Source organism: Lacticaseibacillus chiayiensis (assembly GCF_004123795.1).
GTDB classification, from domain to species: domain Bacteria; phylum Bacillota; class Bacilli; order Lactobacillales; family Lactobacillaceae; genus Lacticaseibacillus; species Lacticaseibacillus chiayiensis.
In genome coordinates, this window is sequence record NZ_MSSM01000044.1 from 1 (window position 1) to 17,427 (window position 17,427).

18 protein-coding genes are annotated in these 17,427 nt (G+C 48.2%); 12 read left to right on the plus strand and 6 right to left on the minus strand.

What is annotated here, in order from left to right; all coding sequences use genetic code 11:
* The coding region (locus BVJ53_RS13625; protein WP_137295992.1) for a serine hydrolase domain-containing protein at positions 1-902 on the plus strand (902 nt) is incomplete at its 5' end.
* A 93-nt stretch (positions 903-995) separates the two neighbouring features.
* Here BVJ53_RS13625 and BVJ53_RS13630 read toward each other — a convergent pair.
* Complete coding sequence (locus BVJ53_RS13630) at positions 996-2,729, minus strand: pyruvate oxidase (RefSeq protein WP_129302875.1); 1,734 nt, start codon at positions 2,727-2,729, stop codon at positions 996-998.
* 438 nt (positions 2,730-3,167) lie between these two features.
* Here BVJ53_RS13630 and fba point away from each other — a divergent pair, with 438 nt between their 5' ends.
* Together fba and BVJ53_RS13645 are read left to right on the plus strand one after the other, a co-directional pair.
* Positions 3,168-4,049: a class II fructose-1,6-bisphosphate aldolase gene (gene fba / locus BVJ53_RS13635; protein ID WP_129302876.1), complete on the plus strand. Its 882-nt coding sequence runs from the start codon at positions 3,168-3,170 to the stop codon at positions 4,047-4,049.
* Positions 4,050-4,328: 279 nt separating this feature from the next.
* On the plus strand, positions 4,329-4,601 hold the full coding sequence (locus BVJ53_RS13645) for a type II toxin-antitoxin system RelB/DinJ family antitoxin (protein WP_129302877.1): 273 nt from the start codon (positions 4,329-4,331) through the stop codon (positions 4,599-4,601).
* A gap of 86 nt (positions 4,602-4,687) precedes the next feature.
* Here the strand turns inward: BVJ53_RS13645 and BVJ53_RS13650 are convergent, their stop codons facing one another.
* The 4 genes from BVJ53_RS13650 to BVJ53_RS13665 all read right to left on the minus strand — a co-directional run bounded on the left by BVJ53_RS13650 (position 4,688) and on the right by BVJ53_RS13665 (position 7,501).
* The gene (locus BVJ53_RS13650; protein WP_129302878.1) at positions 4,688-5,263 is read right to left on the minus strand and encodes a DNA-3-methyladenine glycosylase I; all 576 of its coding nucleotides are present in this window, start codon (positions 5,261-5,263) and stop codon (positions 4,688-4,690) included.
* On the minus strand, positions 5,253-5,864 hold the full coding sequence (locus BVJ53_RS13655; RefSeq protein ID WP_167470214.1) for a transcriptional regulator: 612 nt from the start codon (positions 5,862-5,864) through the stop codon (positions 5,253-5,255). Before BVJ53_RS13655 ends, BVJ53_RS13650 begins: the two co-directional genes overlap by 11 nt.
* A 100-nt stretch (positions 5,865-5,964) precedes the next feature.
* On the minus strand, positions 5,965-7,128 hold the full coding sequence (locus tag BVJ53_RS13660; protein WP_129302880.1) for an MFS transporter: 1,164 nt from the start codon (positions 7,126-7,128) through the stop codon (positions 5,965-5,967).
* Positions 7,129-7,207: 79 nt separating this feature from the next.
* Positions 7,208-7,501, minus strand: a complete 294-nt coding sequence (locus BVJ53_RS13665; protein WP_129302881.1) for an ArsR/SmtB family transcription factor — start codon at positions 7,499-7,501, stop codon at positions 7,208-7,210.
* A gap of 189 nt (positions 7,502-7,690) precedes the next feature.
* Between BVJ53_RS13665 and BVJ53_RS13670 the strand changes: the two genes are divergently transcribed.
* From BVJ53_RS13670 to BVJ53_RS13715, 9 genes are all read left to right on the plus strand, one after another.
* Positions 7,691-9,103, plus strand: coding sequence for a 3'-5' exonuclease (locus BVJ53_RS13670; protein WP_129302882.1), 1,413 nt, complete (start codon positions 7,691-7,693; stop codon positions 9,101-9,103).
* Positions 9,104-9,519: 416 nt separating this feature from the next.
* Positions 9,520-9,948: an OsmC family protein gene (locus tag BVJ53_RS13680; protein WP_129302884.1), complete on the plus strand. Its 429-nt coding sequence runs from the start codon at positions 9,520-9,522 to the stop codon at positions 9,946-9,948.
* Positions 9,949-10,139: 191 nt separating this feature from the next.
* Positions 10,140-11,159 carry a dihydroxyacetone kinase subunit DhaK gene (dhaK, locus tag BVJ53_RS13685; RefSeq protein ID WP_129302885.1) on the plus strand — a complete coding sequence of 340 codons (1,020 nt, stop codon included), beginning with the start codon at positions 10,140-10,142 and terminating at the stop codon, positions 11,157-11,159.
* Positions 11,146-11,727, plus strand: coding sequence for a dihydroxyacetone kinase subunit DhaL (gene dhaL / locus BVJ53_RS13690; RefSeq protein WP_129302886.1), 582 nt, complete (start codon positions 11,146-11,148; stop codon positions 11,725-11,727). Before dhaK ends, dhaL begins: the two co-directional genes overlap by 14 nt.
* Positions 11,728-11,785: 58 nt before the next feature.
* Complete coding sequence (dhaM, locus tag BVJ53_RS13695) at positions 11,786-12,154, plus strand: dihydroxyacetone kinase phosphoryl donor subunit DhaM (RefSeq protein WP_129302887.1); 369 nt, start codon at positions 11,786-11,788, stop codon at positions 12,152-12,154.
* A gap of 90 nt (positions 12,155-12,244) precedes the next feature.
* Positions 12,245-12,811: a TetR/AcrR family transcriptional regulator C-terminal domain-containing protein gene (locus BVJ53_RS13700; protein ID WP_129302888.1), complete on the plus strand. Its 567-nt coding sequence runs from the start codon at positions 12,245-12,247 to the stop codon at positions 12,809-12,811.
* A gap of 88 nt (positions 12,812-12,899) precedes the next feature.
* Positions 12,900-13,028: a hypothetical protein gene (locus BVJ53_RS15480; protein ID WP_129302889.1), complete on the plus strand. Its 129-nt coding sequence runs from the start codon at positions 12,900-12,902 to the stop codon at positions 13,026-13,028.
* A gap of 12 nt (positions 13,029-13,040) precedes the next feature.
* Positions 13,041-14,735, plus strand: a complete 1,695-nt coding sequence (locus BVJ53_RS13710) for an oleate hydratase (protein WP_129302890.1) — start codon at positions 13,041-13,043, stop codon at positions 14,733-14,735.
* 268 nt (positions 14,736-15,003) lie between these two features.
* Positions 15,004-15,981: a hypothetical protein gene (locus BVJ53_RS13715; protein ID WP_129302891.1), complete on the plus strand. Its 978-nt coding sequence runs from the start codon at positions 15,004-15,006 to the stop codon at positions 15,979-15,981.
* Positions 15,982-16,063: 82 nt separating this feature from the next.
* On the opposite strand, the gene BVJ53_RS13720 is transcribed toward BVJ53_RS13715, so the two are convergent.
* Complete coding sequence (locus BVJ53_RS13720) at positions 16,064-17,080, minus strand: linear amide C-N hydrolase (protein WP_129302892.1); 1,017 nt, start codon at positions 17,078-17,080, stop codon at positions 16,064-16,066.
* Between the last annotated feature and the right edge of the window lie 347 nt (positions 17,081-17,427).

Consider the following 17,427-nt stretch of genomic DNA (forward strand, 5'->3'; position numbering starts at 1 on the left):
ATTTTGCGAAACAGGTGCCGTTCACACTCAATACGACAAGCGGCTTGGGATCATTAAGCAAGCAGTTTACGGCCGACAGTGTGTTATTGTTGAACGCGGCCGGCGCGCTGAATATTGACGCGCCGTTGTCGGACTACCTACCAGAATATCGATACGCCACGCAGATCACCTTGCGCCAAATGCTGCACATGGCAAGTGGCATTCCCGACTACACTGAACTACTTTTAGTCGATTATGCCAAAAAGATCCCGAACGCCAGTGAATCCCATTTGAGTTATCCATTGCTAAAAGATCTGAATCACGGTGATGCCTTCCAGAAGGTTGTTGACCTATTGAACCAACATCCGCTTGATTTTGCACCGGATGAAAAAGGCGCTTACTCAAATAGCAATTATTTCTTACTTGGCCACATCATTGCTGAGGTCGCAGAGATGCCGCTGGGTGATTACTTACAACAACACTTTTTTCAACCGTTGGGGATGACGAAAACCCGTTTAGGTACCAAATTTTCGGAAGCGAATAGTTACGATGATCTTGACTTCACCCACGGCAAACCAGTAGCTTTAGGCCGCGGCGATTACAACGGCGGCGACGGCGGGGTAGTCAGTTCACTGGCCGATTTGGCCACCTGGGCACAAGCAACCCTGCGTCGGCAAGTTTTGCCTGATTCAGCTTGGGTTGAGGCTTTGACATTCACGCACGATTTTTACGGTATGGGCTGGATGAAATCCAAAACGCGGGGGTGGTTGGCTCACAACGGTCATGTCTTTGGTTACTGGGCTTACTTTGACGTTTCGTTCGAGAAACAGTTAGTTCACATCACGTTAAACAACATGTCGTCAGGTACTGAAGCGCGTAAAGCATGGCATCGGGAAATGGCAGACTGGCTCGGATCGCTTTAACAAATATAAAGTCAAGTCGAAAAAATCGCGCTTAGAAAAGTTTCTAAGCGCGATTTTTTATATCTCAACTAACTCTTACAGCGAGCATCCTTTTTAGAAGAACTGCCGCATAATGTCCTTCAACGGTGGCATGGATGGAATCTTCCAGTAATTTTCAAGATACTGGGAGCCATACTTCATGTAACCCTTCGCTTCCTCGCCAACAATTTTACCTGGCAGCGGGGCATCGTCTTGGACGTAGGTGTTGATCAGGACGGGCTTGTCCGTTTCCTGATAGGCTTTCATCAATGCTTCCTTGAACTCGTCGTTGCTGTGGGCGGTGTAGCCGATGCCACCCGCGGCTTCGGCAACTTTAGCGTAATCCATGTCCGCCAAATCAATTTCGTAATTCAGCTGACCGGCACTTTGCTGTTCATATTCGATGAAGGCCAACTTCTGGTTATTCAAAATGACTATGATGATCGGCAGCTTGTACTTAACCGCGGTGACGAAATCTTGCATGACCATGGCAAAGGCACCATCACCGACCACGCTGATATTTTGGCGCTTCGGAAAGGCTTCGGCACCGGCAATCGCCCCTGGCAAGCCGCAGCCCATGGTTCCCAGCCAAGCCGAAATCGTGTACTTCTGTGTTGGTTGAACATTCAGAAACCGTGCAGCCCATGACGTTGAGGTGCCGACATCAATCGAGTAAACCGCATCTTTTGGTGCCGTCTGATCAATCGTTGCAAGAACCGCTTCCGGTGAAGCCGGATTCGTGGTCAACAGGCGCTTCTCAGCCATCCACTTCTCCCAGCTTTCCATATTCTTCTGGCAAGCTTTCAGGAAGCGATCGTCATCGCGCAACGACCCCTTAGCATTCAGCTCGGTCAAAAAGGCCTCGGCATCTCCGTCGACGGCCACATCAACTGAGTACCGCTTGCCCAAATTTTCTGGCTGCGTATCGATCTGCACACATTTTGCCTGTCCTTCATCGGGCAAGTAAGGTGTGTACGGATAGTTGGTACCGATCATGAACAGCAAATCCGTTGCCTTCATCGCTTCATAAGCTGGCTTGGTGCCGAGCTTACCGACATTTCCCAGACTATTAGGATGATCATCGGCAACCGTTCCCTTTGCCGGCATCGTTTGAATAAATGGAATGTGGTTGGCTTCAACGAATTTTTGAACCTGTTCACCGGCATGTTCCGCACCACGGCCGATCAATGCTAATGGCTTCTGCGACTTCTGCAACAGCGAAGCCACATCATCCAGTTGCTTAGGATCAACTTCTGGCACGTTCAACGCGAAGGCCGCAGCACTGTCGCGATAACTCGTAGTTTCCTTTTGATCCGGCAAGTCGTCCGGAATCGTCAAAACCGCTACACCTTTTTCTGTAAACGCGGTTCGAATCGCAGTATCGACAATCTGGCCTAAATTATCCGAAGCCATGACCGTTTTATTGTAAACCGCTACGTCATCAAACAACTTAGGCGTATTGACTTCCTGGAAAAAGCCCTCATTCAAGTTGCTGGTGGTTACCTGCCCCAACAGCGCCAAAACCGGGGCGTGATCCATTTTGGCATCATATAAACCATTCAAAAGGTGGATCGCACCCGGCCCGCCAATGGACAAGCAAACGCCCAAACCACCTGTCAGCTTTGCCGTGGCTGAAGCGGCCAACGCGGCAACCTCTTCGTGCCGAACCTGAACGAACTTGATCTTGTCTTGATGACGGCGTAATGCATCGACCGTTGTATCGATCGAATCACCCGGCAGGCCAAAAACATGCTTCACTTGCCAATCCATCAAAACGCTGACTAACTGATCTGATGCTTTTGTTGCCATATCAAAAGTCTCCTCTTTCGTCCATTTTTTCGTGTAAACAACTCAATTGTTCCCAATGTGTTACTAATTCAACCTTAGTGCTTTGATTTCTATGGTCAATCTTTCTAAGCAAAATATCATTTTATCGATGCTTATACATTTGTGAAATTTTAATCTTTTTTGCGTTAGTCAGAAACAAACTGTTCACGAACCACTGCAACAAAGCGGATATGCTCGTGAAAATTTTGAAGCCGCTTGTGAAACTCGATACGTATTGTAAACGTCCCTAGCACGAATAATGAGAAGTCTTTCATTATTCGCAGAGGAAATTTATGACCGTTTCAAGCAAAAACCGTCACGCAACCTGTCAGTTTCTCATCATTTTCTCGCTCTTTTCTCTTGCGATCTATGGTAGAATACAACGGTTGTGAATTGTATATTTCGTAGGAGGATATCTACATGCCATTAGTTAACGCTGCAGAGCTTGTAAAAGCTGCACATAAGGGTCACTACTGTATCGGTGCCTTCAACACCAACAATTTGGAATGGACGCGTGCCATTCTCGCCGGTGCTCAAGAATTAAACGTTCCGGTTATCATCCAAACTTCCATGGGTGCTGCTAAGTACATGGGCGGCTATGAATTTTGCCAAACCATGATCGAAGCAACGGTTAAAGCCATGGGCATCACTGTTCCGGTTGTTATCCACTTAGACCACGGTAATTACGAAGCTGCTAAGGAAGCTATTGCTGCCGGCTACAACTCCGTGATGTTCGACGGCCACGACCTCGACTTTGAAGATAACTTGGAAAAGACCAAGGAAATCGTTAAGCTGGCCCACGCCAAGGGTATTTCCGTTGAAGCCGAAGTTGGTTCTATCGGCGGTGAAGAAGACGGTGTTATCGGTGAAGGTGAATTGGCTGACGTTGAAGAAGCCAAGACTTTAGCAGCTACCGGAATCGACTTCCTGGCAGCCGGCATTGGTAACATCCACGGCCAATATCCAGACAACTGGAAAGGCCTGCATTTCGACCGCTTACAAGAATTGAATGACGCCGTTAAGATGCCACTCGTTCTTCACGGTGGTTCCGGTATTCCTCAAGAACAAGTTCAAAAGGCGATCACCATGGGTATTTCCAAGTTGAACATCAACACCGAATGCCAACTTGCCTTTGCTAAAGCAACTCGTGAATACATCGAAGCTGGCAAGGATCAACAAGGCAAGGGCTTTGACCCTCGTAAGATGCTCAAGCCAGGCACCGATGCTATTACTGACACCTTCAAGGAAATCACCGGCTGGATTGGCAACAAGCCTGTCAAGATGGTTCCTGAAGCACTTTAATTTAAACGCTTTTACGTTTAATGGGTCCACTCGCAGTTGCTGCGGGTGGGCTTTTTAATGTGAGCGTGAGCCAGCGCGCTTAGAAGTCGGAGTGTAAGCGGCCTTGTTCGCGATGGCCCGGGCTTAGGCCATTGCGAACAAGGTCCTTACACGCAGACTTCTGCGCTGGCGAACGCGTTATGCCGAAAGTTTCTCGATGCTTTCTGGTTCATATTGGATGACAATATTGCCGATTTTGCGTCATAATAAAGCGGCAAAAGCATAAAGGGGTTGACTCTTATGGCAGCAAAATCGCGCATTAACGTTCAAATTGACTTGAGAACTAAAGAGCGTGCCCTTCGCGTTCTTAGCAATATGGGATTAGACCTGACCTCTGCAATTCATATCTATTTGAAACACATTGGTGACACTGGCGAACTGCCTTTCACTCCTGAGCTAATCTTTGAAGGCCAGCTTCAAACGGCAGAAGCGGATGTCAAAGCTGGACGAACTAAAAGTTTTAGAACAATTGATGATTTGATGACGGATTTGCACAGTGACGTAGATAATTAATCTCCAAAATCTAAAACAAACAGCCATATCCAAGACTAAGTTCAAGTCTGGGTACGGCTGTTTTTGCGAGCACAAGATTAATAAAATTACTTCACCAGCAACTGATAAACAAAGCAACTGGTTTCATGGTCGTTAACAAGCCCCGCTGCCTGCATAAATGAATAGACGACGACTGGGCCGGTAAAACTAAAACCGTCCTTTTTCATTTGCTTGCTCATGCGCTTGGCTAAGTCGGTTGTGTTGGGCACTTCCGCATGATTGGTAATGTGGTGCTGAATCGGCTGATTGTTGACAAATGCCCAGATATAATGATCAAAGTCCTCGCCTTTGTCAGCCAGCTTTGCAATCGCCTTGGCATTGTTGATGATTGCCGTCACTTTCAGGCGATTTCGGATGATTTGCGTATTTTGTAAGAGTACGGGGATTTGGGGCAGCATCTGTTGTACCTGGCGATAGTCGAAATCCGCAAAAGCCGCTTTGAATGCTGAGCGCTTATTCAAAACGGTCTGCCAACTCAAGCCCGCCTGCATGATTTCCAGTGACAACAATTCAAATAAATGGCGGCTGTCATGGCTAGGTCTACCCCACTCTTCGTCATGGTATTGCTGCATCAAGGCGTTGCCAGATTCACCCCATGCACACCGTTGTCGCTCAACTGACATAGGCCACCGCCAATGACTTCTGCCTGACCGGCTTTAAAACCCGAACAATTCGGTTGCCAGTTAAGGCCATTTGACGTTCACCTACAAATTTTGCCAACAACTCGGCGCCTAACTTACCGGCCAAATGGAGCCGCCGCTCTGAAAAGTCGATGCAGGTCTGTACCTTTTTCTGGCGCACTGGGTGTCCGAGATATTGTGTCAAAACCTGTCGTCCTGTTTCGGTCAGTTGATACACATTTGGACTCGTCGGAACAACGAGTTTTTGCGTTAAAAGTTGTTCAAACAAGGCCACGCCGGCTTTTCCAGCCAAGTGGTGGTAACAGGTTCGTGCATCACCAAGTTTTCGCGCCGCATGACGTCTGTTCAAATAGTCTTCAGCCGCGGCACTAAGCGTATTCGGCTGAGGTTGTGGTTGAACGGTTTGAAAATAATCACGACCAGCGAAGTGCCGTTGATTGATTTTTTCAGCACTCACTAACTTAAGTAACTCGTTTTTGACACTTGCTTCTGGCTGGCTTAGCAGTTTAGCGATTTCGTTGATCGTCAAGAACCGGCCACTACCTAATAACAGTGCGATTCTCTTGCCTAAATCTTCCTGCATGATAGCATCTTCTTTCCGAGCAGCAAACATATGTTCTTACCTCAATTATATCGTTTGCTACTTTTCGGAACAATACCTTTACGCAAAAAATTGCGAATCATCAGTGGCTTGTTTGCAGCTGCTTAAAATAGCCTTGCCGCGCATACAACAACATCGCCAGCGTTACCCCAATAGCGGTAAACACCGCAATACCAGAAAAACCGGTGAACTGTTTAATCAAGATACCCCCGACAACGCCGCCGATTGCTTCGCCAAGGTACATCACGGCATTGGCTAGTGACGAAATGGTGCCGCGGACTGATTGTGCCTGATCCTGCAAGGTGCTCATGAACAATGGCAACAACGCGCCGCCAATCGTGTAAATCAGTGCCAGGATGATCGTTGCGACTAATGCCGACGAAGCCAATGGCAAAACTACATAACCACTGATGAATAGTAGAAACTCAAGCAGAAACGCGTGCGGTTGACCTAGCCATGTCACCAATCGGGCACCGATCAAACTGCCGACAAACTGTCCGACCCCGATCACTAGAATAAAGCTGCCGATTGATCCCACAGAGAGTCCAAAACTTTTCGCGAACCAGGTACCGATGAACGCAAAGCCGGTAAAATTTGCCGTTTGAAACAATAAGTACGCACCTAATAACTTAAGTACCGGTTTGTTCCGTAAAAGTTGGCCGTAAATGCTGGATTTTTGCTGAGCGGTCCTAACTTCATTGAGGCTGGGCATGAACCGCGCTACCAACAATGTCAATATCAATGCGATCGTGCCGACGAAAAAGAAGGGAAAACGCCACGATATAACAGCCAAATAACTACCGAGCGGAACCCCGACAATCTGGGCAACCGCCAAACCAGCTGTTGCGTAACCCATCACTTTGACAACTTGATTCTTAGGAAAAAGAACCGGAATCGCCGCCCAGATTTGCGGACCAGCTGTTGCAGCAGCAATGCCGGCAATGAATCGGGTGACAAGCATCATTGGAAAAGTATTTGCCAACCCACATCCGGCAGTTGCCGCAGTGAAGGCAATTAACCCAATGACCAAAATCCGTTTCCGATTATGCCGATCGGAAATCGGACCAATCAGCAATGCCGACAGCATGTAACCGACCGCATAGGCACTGACAATCAAACCGGAAAGACTTGTTGAAATGCCATAATACCGGGTTAGTGTTGGTAATAATGGTGAAACCAGAAATGTATCGGTGCCAATGACAAACATAACAAGGAAAAATAAAAGCGAGAGTCTGCGTTCTTTCATGCAAAAAGTCTCCAATCAGTTTTATAGTTTTAAATTTATCAAACAATGAGAGCTAAAAAATAAGCAACCATGTGCTTATTTACAGCCTTTCAAGTAGCCCCGGGAAAACTGCTTCGATTTTATCGGTATTTAACGTCACAAATTTCTGTCGTCCCTGAGTGCGCGTGGTAATCATGCCGATTTCACGCAAGGTGCGCAAATGATATGACATCGTTGATTTGTCAATCTCCACGTGCTGGTTCAACTCATTGCACCCCATTTCGTGGCCCACGTGGTAAAGCATGCGTACAATCGTGTAACGTCCCGGTTCGGACAAAGCAAAGAAAATTCGCTGCTTGAATGCTGTTGCGTCTGTTGATTGTTTGATATCCATACAACAGTTATGCCATACTTGCTTACTAAAAACAAGGAAACCTCTGAAATTAATTGCCATACCGGACCAACCATCATGTCCAAACCGTTACCGACAGCGGCGTTTCCCAGTTTTTAAAAAATGCCAATTCCGACAGCACTTGGTATACTGGTCGTATGTGTCAAACCCGAAGCAAAGGAGGTGGTCAACATGACGCGGTCCACTAATCGAAAAAGGAAAGTGCGTTCCCCGCGGCAGGCTCGCCGCGAGTTGAACAAATTATTGCGCGACCCGATTGCCAAGCCGCATAATGCTGCCGCAGTGCGCATTCGCCTCGATGAACTCACGGCGATTTTTCAGCATCGTGAGTACCGGCCACAACAAGCTGCCACCATTAACCAAGTCAACATTTACGGCCAGGTGCAATTCGATCTGGTTCGTTGGTATCCTGAAGGCGGCCGGCTGCGTTACATGTTGCACCCCCGCGGTCCGCTATTTCCCATCACGTTCTTCGTTCACGATTTTGGCAATCATCGCAAAAGTCTCGCCCGTACCCTCACTTTAGCCATTTCGAAAGCAGCGCGGCAACTGGATCAGATGAAAGCGGAGGATAAACTGCCGATCATCATGCATCCGTTCAGCGACTGGGTCCACCTTCTCGCCATGGGATTACAGAATTGGCTTGAAAATGGTCAGGTAGTCTTTTCACTGGCCGATCTCAAGGGTGCCTATGTCTTGACCACCATGCCAACTGCTCCTGCTAGTTGGCTAGCCCGGCTTTTCGGCATTTCCTTGGGGCAGGCAGATGAGACTTTAGCCGATTTGCGTCATCAACGGCAAGAAGAGGCCGATCGCTTAACCACCAAACTGGCCGCCAAGTTTGCCCGCGAAGAAGCACCCCTCGTTCAATCTGCCAACGAGCGCGCGGCAAAATCTTTGCAACTTAACTCGGTCGCCATGACGCAACTCACCTCCGACCGACCACCGCTAAAAACGCCAAAAGACGTCATCGATCGGCTGGCGCATGGTGACTACATCGTAATCGACACCGAATTCGTGGCCGATCGCAACCAGCTGGATCTAACCGAAATCAGTCTAGTCCGGGTACGCGCCCATCAAGTTGCCGAGATGTTTGATATTTTCACGCAATTGCCAGAAGGTCATCATGTCATGCCTTTTTCCGTCAAAATCACCGGCATCACTGACGACTTGCTGAACCAATACGGCCAGCCACTGCCGCTCGCCAAAACAGCTGTTGAACAATTATTAAAGAACGAACTCGTGGTTGGATTCGCACTCAGCAACGACCTGCGTGCCATCCGCGCTGGCTTAGGCATTGATGTCGCGCCTATCCAAGCTTTCGATGTCGCCGCATTGGCCCGCAAAACGTTCGGCATCGGCAAAAAGCACACGCCGTCATTGCAACACTACAAAGAAGCGATGGGTATCGACTTGCCTTCCCACACCGCTTTAAGTGACGCTCAAACCACAATGGCGCTGCTGGAACACCTCATCTGGCAAGGCAACCCGCTCATCACCAAAGACATTGGCTTCAAGCAACGTCTGCCTGAACACGCCAATGACCCGGAACCTTATCAGAAGCCGGATGTGAGTGACAAATAGTTAGAAATAAAGCCAATGAATTTGTGCGTATACACAGCGCCAAAGACGGCTAATTTAGTTCCGAGGTGTCAATCAAAATGCAAAAATTGTGGCTTTCAGCCTTCGCAACTTTCTTTATTTCGTCAGCTCTTGGTCTTCTTTATGGCCAAATTGGTGGAGGTTTTCTTTTGCTCTTAGCTTTAGCGTTCGGCTTGGGAAATGACGTCATTTTAGTCGTAATCCTTTATAAATCAATTTCCAAAATTTTTAAATCGTAACACGGTTCTGATTCGGTAGCTATCCATTTCAGTTTACTGAATATATGTAAGCGTTTATACTTAATCTGGTGAGCGATCTTGATACAACTGTACCAAAGCTCGCCCAACCGCAAATGCCGGACCACGAACTGAAATCTACCGAAACAAGGAGGAACCACTATGCAGGATGAACGTTGGAATCACCCACTGTACACAACCGAAGCCATTAACGACGAAGGACTGGAAGGTCACGCTTATGTGCCAGGTGGGATCAAGGTGCAAACCAGCAGTCCGATGAATGACCATCCGGGAACTAATCCTGAACAGCTTTTGGGTTTGTCGTTGAGTACTTGTCTCGAAGCCACACTGGAAGCCGTTGAAAAGGAACACGGCCTGCCACATACAGGTGCGGTTCGCGTGAAGGTAGCGTTCATTGGCGCCCGTGCCGAGTATCAGTTTCTGGTTCATGCCCAAGTGATGGTCAAAGGTGTTGACCTGGACACTGCCAAGGCCTTTACCGAAGAAATCGAAAATCGCTGCCCGGTTTCAAAATTACTTAAAAATAGCGGCAACTACACCATCGAAACCGTCACTAATTTCGATGACTAACCGCTGCGTTACCTGTTCGTTTCGCTAAGCCAAAACGTGCCTAACGAGGCGTTTTTATTTTCTAACCAACGATCAAAAGGCGATCGCCACAAACGCCGCCATCATTAAGATTCCCCTTGTTATTCTTCGCCGGCCACCTGACTTTTTAGCACTGAAAGCGGTACACTGATAACTAGAAGGGAGTTGCAAATATGAAGAAGATTATCAATGACCCGGGCGATATCGTCCCGGAAATGATTGCTGGTCTCACTGCCAGTTATCCGCAATATTTGAAACAGATTCCTGAAACAACGGCGGTCGTCCGCAATGATGCCGCATTTAAGCAACATGCAAAAGTCGGTGTGATTTCCGGCGGCGGTTCAGGGCATGAGCCACTGCATGCCGGTTATGTCGGCCAGGGTATGCTTGATGCCGCCGTGGCCGGGCAAGTCTTCACTTCGCCGACGCCTGACCAGATTTACGCCGCGATCAAAGCGGTTAACCAAGGCGAAGGGGTTCTCATGATCGTCAAGAATTACTCCGGTGACGTCATGAACTTTGACATGGCCAAGGATCTTGCCAGCGTCGATGATATCAAAGTCGAGTCAGTCGTTGTCGATGACGATGTTGCTGTCAAAGATTCACTTTACACCCAAGGACGCCGCGGTGTTGCCGGCACGATTTTTGTCGAAAAGATTCTCGGAGCAGCTTCCGAGGCAGGCTTGGGCCTTGACGCACTCAAGAAGTTAGGCGATGCGGTTGTTAAGAATACCAAGTCGTTTGCGGTTGCCTTACATGCCGCGACAGTTCCGGAAGTCGGCAAGCCTGGTTTTGATTTGAAGCCAGATGAAATCGAATTTGGCGTTGGTATTCACAACGAACCCGGCACCGGCCAGGAAAAGCTGCCGACTTCCAAAGTGTTGGCCAAGCAGCTTATCGGCAAGCTCACCGTGGAATTCAAAGATCCTAAAGCACATAAATACGCTGTGCTGGTTAACGGCATGGGTGCGACGCCACTGTCCGAACAGTACATTTTCATGGGCGATGTTTTAAACGAATTGCACGCCCAAGGTCTCGAAGTTAGCTTCACCAAAGTCGGCAACTATGTCACATCACTCGATATGGCTGGCGTTTCGCTCACAATGCTGGCGCTAGACGAAGCACAGTGGCTGACTTATCTGAATGCATCTGCACACACTGTAGGCTGGGGGGATACTGATGTTAAACGTTGAGACATTAACCAAATGGATGACGAATTTTGAAAATCGGATTACCGATCAAAAAGATCACCTCACCGAACTTGACCGCGTCATTGGCGATTCTGACCACGGCAGCAACATGGAACGCGGCGTCAACGCCATTAAAGCAGCGTTTGAAAAGACGCCGCCAACCGACGACCTGGCACAAGATTTCAAAACAATTGCTATGGCGATGCTCAGTAAAGTCGGTGGTGCAAGTGGTCCGTTGTATGGAACGGCTTTTCTGGAAATGGCTAAACTCGCCAAAACCGATACCGACTTTGGTGATCTCGTTGAAGCGGCGGCAAAAGGCATTGCCAAGCGCGGCCAAGCCAAGCCTGGTGACAAAACCATGTTAGACGTCTGGGCACCTGCCGCTGATTTGATCAAGCAAAACAAGTTGACCGATGACGCCATTGACAAGCTGGTCGAAGCTACCAAGCCAATGACAGCCAAACGCGGTCGCGCCTCCTACCTCGGCGAAAAGAGTGTCGGTCACATTGATCCTGGTGCAGCTTCTACAGGCGAGCTGTTAAAAGCGTACCTTGATGCAAGAGCATGAGCAGTAAGTCCCTCTTATCGCAATAGCTTACAACCAACCCCCAAAGGAGAGTGATTATATGGCAATGGGCATTTTGCTCGTTTCCCACGTACCAGCCATCGCCAGCGGTCTTCAAACGTTGATCAAACAAGTCGCAAAAGATGTGCCAATCACCACAGCCGGCGGTACCAGCGATGGCAAAATCGGCACGGATCTTGACCACATTCAAAAAGCCATCAACGACAATCCGGCTTCCGAATTGCTGGTTTTCTATGACCTAGGCAGTGCCAAAATGAACCTAGACATCGCCGAAGAGGTCAGCGACAAACAAATGCATGTCTATGACGTTGCGTTTGTCGAAGGCGCGTATGCTGCGGCTGCGTTACTTGAAGCCAACGTCGCGCTGGATAAAATCGAAGCACAATTAAAGCCGCTGAAAGTTAAGTAACCTCTCCCGCTTGTCGGCTTCCGCAGCAGACGAGCGGGCTTTCAAGTTATCAATCCGGTATTTTGTCTCCTAACCACAGGAGTGATGTTGATGGCCACATCCGATCAAACCAAAATGCAATTCGCGACCACCTTAAAACGGCTCATGCAGCATAAACCGCTGGATCGCATTACCATTGCGGAATTAAGTGCCGCAACCCACGTGAATCGCAACACGTTTTATTATCATTTTGAAGATATCTACGGTCTGCTCAAATGGACGCTTGATGCCGACATCGGCCGGAAAGTTTTGAAGAATCTTGGAGCCGCAACCTGGGAGACCAAGTATCGATTGGTGCTTGACTACATCCTGGCGAATCAGGCGTTTTGCCTCAACGCCTTCAATTCTGTTGGCCGCGACATGCTGGAGGAATTTCTTTTCCAATCCGCTACTGACATGGTTAAACCCGTGGTGTTGGACATTGATCCGGCAACCCCTGCCAAAATGGTTGCGGATATCTGCAACTTTTACGGTGCTGCCATTGTTGGGCAGGTGTTGCTGTGGCTATCGCAGTCACTACAAGAACCCGAAGACAACCTCATCAAACGTGCCGATCTCATGCTGAACGGTTCCATTGCGTTCATCGTGCACAAGCAAACGCACCATAAAAAAACTTAATTTTCGAACAAACGCCACATTTTGACTAAAGACGCTTCTTTTTCGGATGTCTATACTATAGATATAAACGGAAAGGAAGCGTTTTTATATGAAAAAGCTTTTGTGGACGGCACTTGGCCTTGCCTTGGTTGCCGGTGGTACAGCTTGCTACTTTGCTAACAAAATGGAACTGTTTAAAGATGACGCAGATGCTTACAAGAAGTTTGAAAGTCGTTAGGAGGAACACGCAATGTTAAAGCATAAGGCGATCATGATCGGTGCGGGGTTGGCCAATATGGCGGCAGCGGTTTATCTGATTCAGGAAGGCCACTGGCAGGGTGATCAAATCACGTTTTATTCACTCGACGATCATGGCTCAAATGATGGCGCACCCGCTGCTGATACGGCGGATGAGTACTGGAATAAATTTCATCCCATGGAAAATACAAAAGGCTATGTGGCCCGCGGCGGACGGATGTTGAACTACCGAACCTATGTCGATTTGATGGATCTGTTAAGTCGGATTCCCTCGGCAACCGAACCGGGGCTGACCGCTGAAGAAGACACCCGCCAATTCGATGCCCAACATCGGACATTTGACAAAGCGCGGTTGATGGAAGGCGGCATCGGCATCATTCAGGCTGGCCATCTAGGGCTGAATAACACCGATCGCCTTTTGCTGACCAAACTGATTATGATGCCGGACTCTGAAGAAGAAAAGCTAGATAACGTCAGCATTGCCGATTACTTTAAAAATGATCCGCACATGTTCCAGACGAATTTTTGGTATATGTGGGAAACGACTTTTGCGTTCCATATTGAAAGTTCAGCGCAGGAGCTGCGCCGTTATATGCACATGATGATTTATGAATTCACCCAAATTGAGCATCTGGTCGGCGTTAATCGGACACGTTACAACCAATTCGAAAGCATCATGTTGCCGTTGATCAATTACTTGAAGGATCAAGGCTGCAAGATCATCCTCAATCGCCGCGTCACGGATTTTGAATTCAAAGACACAGCGATGACAGACGAAATCACCGTTACCGGGCTCAATATGCTGAACACCGAAACCGACAAAGCGGAGCATGTCGATGTTGATGATGACACTGCCGTTTTCTTCACCAACGGCTCCATTACCGATTCGGCCACGCAAGGCGATTTTGACCACCCCGCTGTTGAAAATATGGATCAAGGTGCTGCGGCTGGCTTATGGAAACAAGCCACTGAACATTTTTATAACCTTGGCAATCCTGACAAGTTCTTTGCTGATCGTGCCGCCAGCGAATGGGTCAGTTTTACCTTGACTACCAAGAATCACCTGCTGCTCAATGAAATCGAGCGCATCACAACGCAGGTGCCGGGGAATGCCTTGAATTCCTTCTTATCCACTCAACCGATCACGGCGCTTGGCCAAAAAGACGTGATGATGTCGATTGTCGTGCATCATCAGCCGCACTTCACGATCCAAAAGCCAAATGAGACCGTACTTTGGGGCTATTTCCTCTATCCGCGGCGTTACGGCGAGTTTGTGAATAAGCCATATATCAAAATGACCGGCAAGGAAATGGCGCTTGAACTGATCGGCCAACTGGCAAAAGTCGATCCGGGACCTGGCAATATCCGCGATCACCAAGACGCCATCATGGCCAGCATCATCAACAATATTCCAGTTTACATGCCCTATGCTTCGGCGCTTTTCAACAACCGCGCCAAAGTCGATCGGCCTGAGGTCATCCCGGCACATTCAACCAATCTCGCCTTCACCGGTGAATTCGTCGAACAGCCTTTCCAAATGGTTTTCACGGAACAAAGCGCTGTCCGCTCAGGCGAAATTGCAGCGTACCACTTCACCGGCATTCCGATGAGCCATCTCGTCCACACACCGCGATATGACAAGGACATTAAGACCTTGATGCGAGCAACCAAGAAAATGTTCGAATAAACCGTTACCCAAGCAACCTGTTCAGGAAAAAATTATTTATCGGCCACATCTACAGTCAACCGGTATCAAAGACGCGTATTCTGTCTTTGGTACCGGTTTTCTTTAATTAGAAAATAACCATCAGAAACTCGCGAAACAGTCAAAATTCTAAGGCTTATGCTGCTATGAATTTCTCCTGGAAAACAAAGCAAGTTCTCATGTGAGCAAGGGTCAGTAACTGTTAAACTGAGGGTAATCAAACCCGTAACGACAATAAGTGGAGGGCAACATGGATTACCAAGAAAAACTGCAACGACATGCCAGCAGGGAAATCGATCACTACTGGTCTGATTTTCAAAAAAGCGACGATTATGCGGCCTTGATGCAAGATCCGGATTTTGGAAAACTACCATCTAAAGAAGTTCGCGCGATCCTGGTCACTTTCTTTGCTGCGTCATTTAAGAATCTGCGCTCAACCATTCAGACACTTTCTGCCGAATCGGTCTCGATTGCACTCGAAACCACGCTGCAAGAAGTTAACGACAATGATCGTCGCCGCAGCGAAGCTATCGCCATTGCATCGGAGCTCATCAAAGCCATGATGATTTGGCTGATTCGCACCAAACGCATCAAACTGACGATTATCGACTTCATCGATGCGTTAATGGGTGCGCTGCTCACAACAACCTATGTACTCGGGTTAGTCGAAGATGGCGAACTCGCCTCCCCGATGGCCGATGATCCAGACGGACTCAATGCGGGATTTGATCCTGCTGGCGATCTTGATGTCGATTCCGAAAGTATGTCCATCTTAGTCGACCAATTAATGGTCTTTTTTGACTCAAAAGCTTGGCACCACCTGCCAGAAGCCACCCAAGACGAAGAGTTCTTTGGTGCAGTAATCTTTTTCCTGATCCACACGATTCAAGCCATGTTTGGCCACGAACCCAAAGAATGGACCAGCCAGGATATCGGCGCGGCGCTGTTGCTATTGCTGCGCGACACCAAACTCGTGCCGCCGGATAAGCGGGAAGGTTTGGGCCAGTCTTTAGCGATCTTCATCAAATCCACCGCCAGCACCCATTTATGGACGGCAACTCAGATGAAATCCCTAGCTGACACGGCGCAGAACCAGATTAAAGAAGTCTTGACCAAAAATCCGTCTCCGCGAAAAGATCATGGTAAGACAGCCGGTCACGCCAACTCGGATCAAGTGATTCCCATGGCCGAATGGCAGAAAAACAAACGGCAAAAGCGACTACGATAAACTTCGTGTGTCCTACAAAAAGCGCCGTCAGAGAGGAATTCCCCTTTGACGGCGCTTTTCGTGATGAGTTTTTGGAGATTTTTTATAGTTGATTAAACTGTTCCGTTTTTACCAAGTCGTCGTAGGTCACTTCTGTAATGGCTGGATCAAGCGTCTTGGTGGTCATGGTTAGTGTGTTCGAATCCTGTACGTAAAGCGCACGCTTGCTCAAGTCATAGCCTGCCCAATACTGGGTGTAATCCGTCAAAATGTCACGTTTCGGATCGCGACCCAAGCCTTGTGGGATTAGCACTGTTTTGAAGGCGTTGTAAAGCACACGGATGCCATCTTGGCTTTCAAACGGATCAAGATTGCGAGACACAAACATGGCTCTGACAAACCGCGATGGAGATGTGTAATCACCTGGCAAGCCAAACATGCCGTAGCCGGTTCCCAGTTCAATCGGGTCAAGATGATGATCACCAAGATCGGCACCTTCAGGATAATTGCGATCGTTCAGGCTGACATAGTTGCGTAAATTCGTGGTGTGCCAAGGATACTCCGGGCTATTCGTCATGGCACCAATACTGTCATAAAGCTTGAAGGCGCCGTGATCAGTTGGCTCAATCACTAACCCAGCGCCAGAAGGATCGACAAACGTGTAATGTAGCGGAATTTTAACACCTTGACCGCCAAACTGAAGCGGTTCGTCAATCAAACCATATTGACCGGCCAGCGCCCGTACCTCGGCAACATTTTTGCAAGTCGTCAAGGCCAGTGTGACAAATTCTTCGCCTTTGACCGGTTTCAAATGGCGCTTCGCCAACGATTCGGCACTTGCCCAGCTGCACTCAACCAGCACCTGCAAATCGCCAGCGAGTCCTTCGCTATTTACGCCATCAAATAAAGCGACACTCTGGTCAACACCAACACCAACCGCAGCATATTTAGTTGTCCAAGTCCCACTTTGCGCTGGCAATGAATGATCGGCCGGTAGACTCACGATTTTCCCCGGAACGCCGCCAGCCGGTGTCTCGTGAAAGAAACTCGTGTTATAGTCCATCGTTCGGCCCCAGAAAATATCACCTTGAAGCGATTTGATCGTCATGGATGAACACATGTAGAAAGACCTCCTCTACTAACAATAACTAACATTATACAATTGCCATTATACGACCTAATCAATCGGCATTCTATGCTCAATAATGTTTAAGGGTTGCCAGCTAGGATCAAACATAAGGTTCCCCCAATCTGACCATTTATGGGAAATGTTAATGTAGGTTTAACAAATATGGTGTTAGCTGACTGGACATGTTCATTGCATCAGAGCCAACCAAGATAGCAAAAAGCGCCAAGGGACAATATAGTTCCCTGAAGCATTTTACTAGTATCACGCTTTGCCAGAACAGTTAATGCAGTAATGCCGACAGCATAGAACAAAAATATGCCAGTTCTTTCTCCTGAAGC

Bases quoted from the DNA above. Each gene is read 5' to 3' on its own strand.
- BVJ53_RS13630 (WP_129302875.1), bottom strand. From the start codon at position 2,729: ATGGCAACAAAAGCATCAGATCAGTTAGTCAGCGTTTTGATGGATTGG.
- fba (WP_129302876.1), top strand. From the start codon at position 3,168: ATGCCATTAGTTAACGCTGCAGAGCTTGTAAAAGCTGCACATAAGGGT.
- BVJ53_RS13645 (WP_129302877.1), top strand. From the start codon at position 4,329: ATGGCAGCAAAATCGCGCATTAACGTTCAAATTGACTTGAGAACTAAA.
- BVJ53_RS13650 (WP_129302878.1), bottom strand. From the start codon at position 5,263: ATGTCAGTTGAGCGACAACGGTGTGCATGGGGTGAATCTGGCAACGCC.
- BVJ53_RS13655 (WP_167470214.1), bottom strand. From the start codon at position 5,864: ATGCAGGAAGATTTAGGCAAGAGAATCGCACTGTTATTAGGTAGTGGC.
- BVJ53_RS13660 (WP_129302880.1), bottom strand. From the start codon at position 7,128: ATGAAAGAACGCAGACTCTCGCTTTTATTTTTCCTTGTTATGTTTGTC.
- BVJ53_RS13665 (WP_129302881.1), bottom strand. From the start codon at position 7,501: ATGGATATCAAACAATCAACAGACGCAACAGCATTCAAGCAGCGAATT.
- BVJ53_RS13670 (WP_129302882.1), top strand. From the start codon at position 7,691: ATGACGCGGTCCACTAATCGAAAAAGGAAAGTGCGTTCCCCGCGGCAG.
- BVJ53_RS13680 (WP_129302884.1), top strand. From the start codon at position 9,520: ATGCAGGATGAACGTTGGAATCACCCACTGTACACAACCGAAGCCATT.
- dhaK (WP_129302885.1), top strand. From the start codon at position 10,140: ATGAAGAAGATTATCAATGACCCGGGCGATATCGTCCCGGAAATGATT.
- dhaL (WP_129302886.1), top strand. From the start codon at position 11,146: ATGTTAAACGTTGAGACATTAACCAAATGGATGACGAATTTTGAAAAT.
- dhaM (WP_129302887.1), top strand. From the start codon at position 11,786: ATGGCAATGGGCATTTTGCTCGTTTCCCACGTACCAGCCATCGCCAGC.
- BVJ53_RS13700 (WP_129302888.1), top strand. From the start codon at position 12,245: ATGGCCACATCCGATCAAACCAAAATGCAATTCGCGACCACCTTAAAA.
- BVJ53_RS15480 (WP_129302889.1), top strand. From the start codon at position 12,900: ATGAAAAAGCTTTTGTGGACGGCACTTGGCCTTGCCTTGGTTGCCGGT.
- BVJ53_RS13710 (WP_129302890.1), top strand. From the start codon at position 13,041: ATGTTAAAGCATAAGGCGATCATGATCGGTGCGGGGTTGGCCAATATG.
- BVJ53_RS13715 (WP_129302891.1), top strand. From the start codon at position 15,004: ATGGATTACCAAGAAAAACTGCAACGACATGCCAGCAGGGAAATCGAT.
- BVJ53_RS13720 (WP_129302892.1), bottom strand. From the start codon at position 17,080: ATGTGTTCATCCATGACGATCAAATCGCTTCAAGGTGATATTTTCTGG.